Annotated in this window: 9 protein-coding genes; all 9 read left to right on the forward strand. The window is 36.3% G+C overall.

The genetic code is table 11. The features are described from left to right. The first annotated feature begins 110 nt into the window (after positions 1-110). Positions 111-1388: a pitrilysin family protein gene (locus tag Q1B07_RS01620; protein WP_299090205.1), complete on the forward strand. Its 1278-nt coding sequence runs from the start codon at positions 111-113 to the stop codon at positions 1386-1388. Continuing rightward, positions 1385-2671 carry a pitrilysin family protein gene (locus tag Q1B07_RS01625; protein ID WP_299090207.1) on the forward strand — a complete coding sequence of 429 codons (1287 nt, stop codon included), beginning with the start codon at positions 1385-1387 and terminating at the stop codon, positions 2669-2671. The genes Q1B07_RS01620 and Q1B07_RS01625 overlap by 4 nt, the downstream gene beginning before the upstream one ends. 151 nt (positions 2672-2822) lie before the next feature. Beyond that, on the forward strand, positions 2823-3539 hold the full coding sequence (locus tag Q1B07_RS01630) for an SDR family oxidoreductase (protein ID WP_299090209.1): 717 nt from the start codon (positions 2823-2825) through the stop codon (positions 3537-3539). A gap of 96 nt (positions 3540-3635) precedes the next feature. Further along, entirely contained in the window at positions 3636-3893 is a 258-nt protein-coding gene (locus Q1B07_RS01635; RefSeq protein ID WP_299090210.1) for a DUF3243 domain-containing protein, read from the forward strand. A gap of 160 nt (positions 3894-4053) precedes the next feature. Continuing rightward, on the forward strand, positions 4054-4848 hold the full coding sequence (locus Q1B07_RS01640) for a DUF3388 domain-containing protein (RefSeq protein ID WP_299090216.1): 795 nt from the start codon (positions 4054-4056) through the stop codon (positions 4846-4848). A gap of 7 nt (positions 4849-4855) precedes the next feature. Then, complete coding sequence (locus tag Q1B07_RS01645) at positions 4856-5743, forward strand: RodZ domain-containing protein (protein WP_299090218.1); 888 nt, start codon at positions 4856-4858, stop codon at positions 5741-5743. 182 nt (positions 5744-5925) lie between these two features. Beyond that, the gene (gene pgsA, locus Q1B07_RS01650) at positions 5926-6507 is read left to right on the forward strand and encodes a CDP-diacylglycerol--glycerol-3-phosphate 3-phosphatidyltransferase (RefSeq protein ID WP_299090211.1); all 582 of its coding nucleotides are present in this window, start codon (positions 5926-5928) and stop codon (positions 6505-6507) included. Between the two features lie 18 nt (positions 6508-6525). Next, complete coding sequence (locus tag Q1B07_RS01655; protein WP_299090221.1) at positions 6526-7782, forward strand: competence/damage-inducible protein A; 1257 nt, start codon at positions 6526-6528, stop codon at positions 7780-7782. A 235-nt stretch (positions 7783-8017) separates the two neighbouring features. Beyond that, positions 8018-9058, forward strand: a complete 1041-nt coding sequence (recA, locus tag Q1B07_RS01660) for a recombinase RecA (protein ID WP_299090213.1) — start codon at positions 8018-8020, stop codon at positions 9056-9058. Positions 9059-9246: the final 188 nt, after the last annotated feature.

The raw sequence follows: 9246 nt of genomic DNA on the forward strand, positions 1-9246 counted from the left end.
GTGAAAGAATAAATAGTAGAAAAATGTGTATTATTTCCTTTATTATCCTCGTATTGATATAATTACAAGCATATGAAAAGGAATTTAGCTACCATAAAAGGAGGGTCAAAATGGCATTTATTGATGAACAGCTCAGTAAAGTAAATGGGCTTTCTCTTCATTCTGTACCAACAAAGAAATTTAAAACGAATACAATTGTATTAAAAATGCTTGCACCTTTAAATAAACAAGATGTTACATATAGAGCCTTACTTCCTTATGTACTCCAACGAGGGACAAAAAGTTTTCCTACAAGCATAAGCTTGCGTCAGCATTTAGATACATTATACGGTGCAACACTTTATGTAGACCTTGCAAAAAAAGGAGAAAACCATATTATTTCTTTCCGGATGGAAATAGCGAATGAAAAATTTCTTACTGATTCAACTCCTTTATTAGAAAAAGGAATGAAGCTGTTAGCAGAAATTTTGTTAGAACCCGTGCTTGACGGTAACGCATTTAAAGAAGAAATCGTAGCTCAGGAAAAACGAACATTAAAACAACGGATCCAGTCTGTTTATGATGATAAGATGAGGTATTCAAATTTACGTCTTGTCCAGGAAATGTGTAAAGATGAACCATATGCATTACATGTCAATGGTGAAATTGATGATGTTGAAGGGATATCAGCAACATCTTTATACGATTATTATCAAAAAGCAATAAGTTCCGATAAAATTGATTTGTATGTTGTTGGCGATATTGATCAACAAGAGGTAGAAGGGTATGTAAAACAATATTTTTCTTTTGAAAATAATGAAAAAACCGTTAGTGAAGCTATTGCAAAAAAAGCGATTGAAGAAAATGAAGTCATTGAAGAACAGGATGTAAAGCAAGGAAAATTAAATATTGGTTATCGTACAAATAGTACGTACCGTGATGATGACTATTATGCCTTACAAATCTTTAATGGTATTTTCGGAGGCTTTTCCCATTCAAAGCTTTTTATTAATGTCCGTGAAAAGGCTAGTTTAGCGTATTATGCAGCATCAAGGGTAGAGAGCCATAAAGGTCTGCTCATGGTTATGTCAGGTATTGAGGTTGAAAATTACCAAAAAGCGGTCACCATCATTCGTGAACAAATGGCGGCTATGAAAAAAGGGGATTTTTCAGAGCAAGAATTGGAACAAACTAAGGCCGTTATCCGCAATCAATTATTAGAAACAATTGATACGCCGTATGGATTAGTTGAGATTGTCTACCATAATGTTATTGCTCAAATAAATCGGCCTTTTGATGACTATTTACAAGGAATTGAAGAGGTAACAAAAGAGGATGTTGTAAAACTTGCAGAAAAGGTAGAGCTTGATACAATTTATTTCTTAAAGGGAATGGGGGGGACTCAATGACAAATCCTATTCGTTTTGAGCAGCTTCAAGAGGAGCTATATTATGAAAAAATGGAAAATGGACTTGATGTTTATGTATTACCTAAAAAAGGCTTTAACAAAACATATGCAACCTTCACAACGAAATATGGGTCAATTGATAATCGCTTTATACCGTTAGATCAAAATGAAATGATCACAGTTCCGGATGGAATAGCGCATTTTCTTGAGCATAAGCTCTTTGAAAAAGAAGATGGTGATGTGTTTCAGCAATTTAGTAAACAAGGTGCATCTGCTAATGCATTTACCTCATTTACTAGAACGGCCTATTTATTCTCGAGTACAAGCAATGTAGAACAGAATCTGGAAACATTAATTGATTTCGTACAAACACCTTATTTCTCTGAGCAAACGGTTGAAAAAGAAAAGGGCATCATCGGACAAGAGATTAATATGTATGATGATAATCCTGACTGGAGATTATACTTTGGTTTAATTCAAAATCTTTACCAGCATCATCCTGTGAGAATTGACATTGCTGGTACAATTGATTCGATTGCTAAAATTACAAAAGATTCATTATATGAATGCTATAATACGTTTTACCATCCAAGCAATATGCTGTTATTTATTGTTGGAGCTGTTGAACCTGAAGCCATTTTAAAGCAAGTTAGGGAAAATCAGCAGAAAAAGGATTTTACTGCTCAATCGGAGATTAAGCGAGAATTCCCGTCTGAACCTGTTGAAGTTTATAAAAAAATAGATAAATTAAAGATGAATGTTCAAGGATCAAAATGCTTAGTCGGTTTAAAAGCAAAAAATCCAAATCGATCTGGTCAGGAATTGTTAAAATATGAGCTGTCCATGAATATTATTCTTGATATGTTGTTTAGTAAGAGCTCAAAGAATTATGAAAATCTATACAGTGAAGGACTTATTGATGATACCTTCAGCTATGATTATACAGAAGAAAAAGGATTTGGTTTTGCTATGATTGGCGGAGATACCGAGGATCCAGATAAACTTGCAGAGCGTATTCAAGACATCCTATTAAAGGCAAAAGCTGAAGGTGTTGACTTCACTACATTTGATGCAGCAAAAAATAAAAAGATCGGTGCATTTTTGAGAGCCATTAACTCACCTGAATATATTGCCAATCAATTTACAAGGTATGCCTTTAATGAGATGAAGCTTTTTGACGTTGTACCAACACTTGAATCATTAACAAAAGAAGAAATAACTACGATTCTTCAGGATGCTGTTGATAAGGAGTTATTTACAGTTTGTCAGGTTATTCCTAAGTAAGGAAGATAGTAAAAGAGGCAGTCTTAAAATAATTGGTTAGCCCCCAACAATACAATATATAGGATCTAAAATTGTCTATCATTCCTATATATTCATGTTTTTTGGAGAGGTTAGAGCCTATTGAGACCGCCTCTTTTTTGAGAGGGGAAAAATGGAAAAATATGCTTTAATTACTGGTGCAAGCGGGGGAATCGGAACAGCCATTACGAAACAGCTAATGGAAGATGGCTATCATGTATACGTCCACTATTATCAAAATGAACTAGCAATTAAACAATTGATTGAAACATCTGGGAATCATAAAATGATTATTCCGATCCATGCAGATTTAGCTCAACCAAATGGTTGTGATCATGTAGTAAATAAAATTCAAATGCCAATTGATTTGCTTGTATTAACAAGCGGTATGAGCTATTACGGTTTAGTGACTGATATGAATGATGATGAGATCGACCAAATGATTAACCTGCACATCTCAACTCCATTTCGGTTAACTCAAAGACTGATTCCGATCTTGAAGAGCAGAAAAGGCAACATTATTGTGATTTCATCTATTTGGGGGATTGTTGGAGCATCGTGTGAAGTGTTGTACTCTATGGTGAAGGGTGGACAAAATTCGTTCGTAAAAGCACTGGCAAAAGAGCTTGCTCCTAGTCAAATTCGTGTAAATGCAATTGCACCTGGGGCGATTGATACCCGAATGCTTTCAACTTTTACTGAAGAGGAATTAATACAGCTAAAGGATGAAATTCCCCTTGGAAGATTAGGTCTTCCTCACGAAATTGCCCAAACGGTTTCTTTTTTAGCTTCACCAAAAGCCTCTTATATTACAGGACAGGTATTGTCGGTTGATGGAGGATGGTATTAGTGAAAACAATATTTTTGTTTTTCCGAGGAATCCCGGAATAAAATAAACCTCCATAAGGAACAATAAGCCTGTAACAATTATAAAGGAGGTACTCCTATGTCTGTTTTAGAAAATTGGGATGAGTGGAAAAATTTCCTTGGTGACCGTTTACATCATGCTCAGAACGAAGGAATGAACGAACAGGTTATTAATAACTTAGCATTCGAAGTTGGTGACTATTTAGCTAAGCAAGTTGACCCTAAAAACGTTCAAGAAAGAGTATTAGCAGATCTTTGGAGTGTTGCTTCAGAGCAAGAAAAACATGCAATTGCAAGTATGATGGTAAAACTTGTTCAAAATAACGGTTCACATTAAAAAAGAGAGGAGCTAATCCTCTCTTTTTCACTATTCTTTTTCTTGAATTTATTATTTTTTTTCCGTCGCTGAGCAAGACGACTTCCCTTTTCTTTTTGTTCTTTCTTCTTTCGGGAAAATCATATATTATAGGTTATAGTGGTTGGTTAAAGGGGGCTTAATTATGCCATATGAGTGGTATTTAGAATATGAAATTCAAAAAAATCGTCCAGGGCTTCTCGGGGATGTTTCTTCTTTATTAGGGATGCTTTCTATTAATATCATCACCATAAATGGAGTAGATGATTCACGTCGCGGCCTTTTATTAAAATGTGAAAGCAATGATCAAGTTCGCAGGCTTGAATCGATTCTAGCCACCATGGATCATATAACTGTGACAAAACTTCGAGTTCCAAAGCTTAGGGACAGATTAGCCGTACGACATGGACGTTATATTCAACGTGATGCTGATGATAAAAAAACTTTTCGATTTGTCAGGGATGAGCTTGGACTATTAGTCGATTTTATGGCAGAATTATATAAGCAGGACGGTCATAAATTGATCGGAATTCGCGGGATGCCGAGAGTTGGTAAAACAGAATCAATTGTGGCAGCAAGCGTTTGTGCGAATAAAAAATGGCTTTTTGTTTCATCCACTTTGTTAAAGCAAACGATTCGCAGCCAGTTGATTGCAGATGAATACAGTGAGGATAATGTGTTCATTATCGATGGAATTGTTTCTACACGAAGAGGTTCTGAGCAGCATCTTCAGCTAGTAAGGGAAATTATGAGGCTGTCTGCAACGAAAGTTGTAGAGCATCCTGATATTTTTGTACAAAATACAGAATATACAATTGATGATTTTGATTATATAATAGAAATTCGTAATGAGCCTGATGAGGAAATTACATATAAAGATGCTGAAGAACCACATATGATGTTTGATTCCTCAAGTCTTTCAGGCTTTGACTTTTAAATATGGGGTGTTACGGTTGAGTGAATTAGGAAATCGACTGAAACAAGCAAGAGAAGAAAAAAACATTAGCTTGGATGACCTTCAAGCAATGACCAAAATACAAAAACGGTATTTGCTTGGTATCGAAGAAGGGAATTATTCAATGATCCCTGGTAAATTTTATGTTCGCGCATTTATTAAGCAATATGCTGAAGCGGTGAACTTAAATCCAGAGATGATCTTTGAAGAATATAAAAATGAAATCCCGAGTACATATAATGATGATTTACCAGAACAGCTTTCAAGAGTAAAAACACATAAACAACTACCAAAATCTGCATCCAAGTTTCTTGATCTGCTTCCAAGATTATTAATTGTGGCAGCTGTTATTCTTATTGCCATTGTTTTTTGGGTATGGAGACAAAACGCTGCAGATAGTAATCCAGGTGAAGAGGCAACGAAAGTCGAAAATGGAAATGAATATACAAACAATGTAGAAAATACGGCAGCAGGCAATGAAGATGAGGACCCAGAAGAAGAGGTTCAGGAAGAAACACCACCTGTTGAGGAAGAAGTTAAACAGGAACCGGAAACTCCTGCACAAACTTTAACAGTAAAAGGGAAAGAGGGTACGACAACAACATATAATCTCTCCGGTGCTGCAAAGTTTCAATTAGAAGTGATTGCTAAAGGCAGAACATGGGTCAGTATAAAAAATGGAAAAGGTAAAAGCTTCTTTGGTGCAGAAATTGCTGGAGGAGAGTCACAAACCTTTGATTTTACAGCTGAATCAGAAATAACAGTAAGGGTTGGAAATGTTCCGGGTACGGAGCTAAAAATCAATGGCCAGCTTTTACAATATGAAGATGCTAAGACAACACCTCAAAACATTACGATTATATATAGCAAAGAATAGGGATTGATTCATGTTTACGTGTCAAGCACCTCTTCCTTCTATTATGTTGGAGGAGGTTCTAGGCATTATTTTGGGTCGTCCCATTTTCTGTTTACATGTTAAAAGTAAGAAATTCTCTTCGCAAACCGATGACCTAATCACGCTCACTTTTTAGTACATAATACAGTTACTTGGAGGGAAAATTGATGAATTTACCTAATAAAATAACGATTTCGAGAATATTCTTAATACCTGTTTTCATGGTGATCATGCTTGCGCCATTGGACTGGGGCGAATTAACATTCGGCACTGAATCAATTTTAGTCACCCATTTTGTTGGTGCACTAATCTTTATTATTGCTTCAACAACAGATTGGATTGATGGTTACTATGCCCGTAAACTTAATTTGGTGACAAATCTTGGGAAGTTTTTAGATCCGTTAGCAGACAAACTTCTTGTTTCAGCTGCTTTAATTATTTTAGTCCAGCTGGAGCTGGCGCCTTCCTGGATGGTCATTCTTATTATCAGCCGTGAATTTGTTGTGACAGGATTAAGAGCTATTTTAGCAGGTGAAGGTGAAGTTGTTGCAGCTAATATGCTAGGTAAGATCAAAACGTGGACACAAATTGTTGCCATTTCAGCGCTATTGCTTCATAACCTTCCATTTGAGTTCATAAATTTGCCCTTTGGCATGATCGCATTATGGGTTGCTACCTTTTTCACTGTCATATCTGGCTGGGATTATTTAAATAAAAATAAACATGTGTTTGTTAATTCCAAGTAATCTTGAAACCATAGGAGGATATTGATGAGTATTCGCACTGAAATCATCGCGGTCGGCTCTGAATTATTGTTAGGGCAAATTGTGAATAGCAATGCGCAATTTTTATCACTTGAGCTTGCCGAGCTTGGCATGAATGTTTATTATCACACCGTTGTTGGTGACAACCCAACACGGCTTGAGCAAGCGCTTAAAATCGCCAAGGAACGCTCAAATGTTATTATTTTTACAGGTGGTTTAGGACCTACAAAAGACGATTTAACGAAAGAAACCATTGCAAAGACACTCGGTAAAAAGCTTGTCTTTGACCAGGAAGCCCTTGATAGCATCGAACAATACTTTGTTCAAACGAAACGGATCATGTCTGAAAACAATAAAAAGCAAGCACTTGTTTTAGAGGATTCATTCATATTAAAAAACGATTATGGTATGGCTCCTGGAATGGCTTTAAATGTGGATCAAACGATTTATATGCTGCTGCCAGGGCCACCTAGTGAAATGAAACCAATGTTTCAAAACTATGGACGGGAATATTTTCAAAAACAGCTTGGATTTCAAGAAAAGATTATTTCTCGTGTGCTCAGATACTTTGGAATTGGCGAATCACAGCTTGAAACCGACATACAGGATATCATTGATGAGCAGCTAAATCCTACTGTTGCACCATTAGCTGCTGATGGTGAAGTAACGTTGCGTTTAACAGCTAAGCATCAAGACGAACATGTTGCAAATCAGCTACTTGATGAACTTGAGCAAAAAATCCAATCTCGTGTTGGCGAGTTTTTTTATGGTTATGAACAAACAACTTTACCTCAAGAATTAAAAAAACTGTTACTTGCAAAGCAAAAGACGGTATCAGCAGCTGAAAGCCTGACTGGCGGTATGTTTTCTGAACAAATAACAGCATTTGATGGTGCCTCACAGTTATTTAAAGGCAGTATTGTATGCTATACAAATGAGATGAAGGAACAGCTGCTAAATGTTTCAAAACAAACACTTGATAAAAATGGAGCCGTCAGTGAGGAATGTGCGAAGGAAATGGCTGACCAAATTCGGAAATTATCAAACAGCGACATCGGCATAAGCTTTACCGGTGTTGCCGGACCACAGCCGCTGGAAGATAAGCCTGTTGGTACTGTTTTTATGGGTATTTCGTTTAGTGGAAAAGAAACACAGGTCTATAGATTTCATTTTGCCGGATCTAGAAATGGCATTCGTGTAAGAACGGTAAAGTATGGATGTCATTATTTAGTCAAACTATTATCGGAAATAGAATGATATAATATGTTTTCTAGGATCTGATTTAAGCAGATCCTATTTTCTTTCTATAAATATATAAAATTCATTTTTACAACAGTTCATATAGCTAAAATAGAAGTTTTTCTAAAAAGAAAAGTGAAAATATAAGAATATTTTACGATGGAAAATAATCGAATAAATGTTCGATTATTGCTTGGCAAACTGTTGAAAAAGCGGTATATTTAATATAGATTCATTTAAAGGAGGAAAATTTGTGAGCGATCGTCAAGCTGCATTAGATATGGCGTTAAAACAAATAGAAAAGCAATTCGGTAAAGGTTCCATTATGAAACTCGGGGAACAGACAGATCGAAAAGTTTCAACTACACCAAGCGGTTCCCTTGCTCTAGATGCTGCCTTAGGAGTAGGAGGTTACCCTCGCGGTAGAATTATAGAAATATACGGACCAGAAAGTTCAGGTAAAACAACTGTTGCTCTACATGCGATTGCAGAGGTTCAACAGCAGGGCGGACAAGCTGCATTTATTGATGCGGAACACGCACTTGATCCTGTATATGCACAAAAGCTTGGAGTAAATATTGATGAGCTCCTGCTATCCCAACCTGATACTGGTGAGCAAGCACTTGAAATCGCAGAGGCGCTTGTCCGCAGCGGGGCTGTAGACATTCTTGTTATAGACTCTGTTGCGGCGTTAGTGCCAAAAGCGGAAATTGAGGGCGAGATGGGTGACTCACATGTTGGTCTTCAAGCTCGTTTAATGTCACAAGCATTACGTAAACTATCTGGCGCAATCAACAAATCGAAAACAATCGCCATCTTCATCAACCAAATTCGTGAAAAAGTTGGAGTTATGTTTGGAAATCCAGAAACAACTCCAGGTGGTCGCGCTTTGAAATTCTATTCATCCGTTCGTTTAGAAGTGCGTCGTGCTGAAACACTTAAACAAGGAAATGACATGGTTGGTAACAAGACAAAAATTAAAGTTGTCAAAAACAAAGTTGCACCTCCTTTCAAGGTTGCAGAAGTAGATATCATGTACGGTGAAGGGATCTCTAAAGAAGGAGAGATTATCGATTTAGGAACAGAGCTTGACATTGTTCAAAAAAGCGGCTCTTGGTATTCTTACAACGAAGAGCGCTTAGGTCAAGGGCGTGAAAATGCGAAGCAATTCCTTAAAGAAAATCCATCTCTTCGTTTAGAGATACAAGACAAAATCCGCAAGGAATACGGGTTAGATGAAGAAGTTCTTTCACCAGAAGAAAGCCAAGAAGAATTGGATTTACTTGATGATTAAAAAAGGGCATAATTGCCCTTTTTTTAATATCATTTTTAAAAGAATATCCTTATATGAAAATAATATTTACACCAGTTTTTATCATTGTTATAGCAGAATTTATAATTAAATCCTGAATTATTCATACCTTCTCTCAGGTCATGCATTTAATCAAAAATTAATTACATTTCTAAGTTTTTAAAAGAATG

The organism is uncultured Metabacillus sp. (assembly GCF_947503125.1).
In the GTDB taxonomy this organism is placed as follows: domain Bacteria; phylum Bacillota; class Bacilli; order Bacillales; family Bacillaceae; genus Metabacillus.

Bases quoted from the DNA above. Each gene is read 5' to 3' on its own strand.
- Q1B07_RS01630 (WP_299090209.1), top strand. From the start codon at position 2,823: ATGGAAAAATATGCTTTAATTACTGGTGCAAGCGGGGGAATCGGAACA.
- Q1B07_RS01635 (WP_299090210.1), top strand. From the start codon at position 3,636: ATGTCTGTTTTAGAAAATTGGGATGAGTGGAAAAATTTCCTTGGTGAC.
- Q1B07_RS01620 (WP_299090205.1), top strand. From the start codon at position 111: ATGGCATTTATTGATGAACAGCTCAGTAAAGTAAATGGGCTTTCTCTT.
- Q1B07_RS01625 (WP_299090207.1), top strand. From the start codon at position 1,385: ATGACAAATCCTATTCGTTTTGAGCAGCTTCAAGAGGAGCTATATTAT.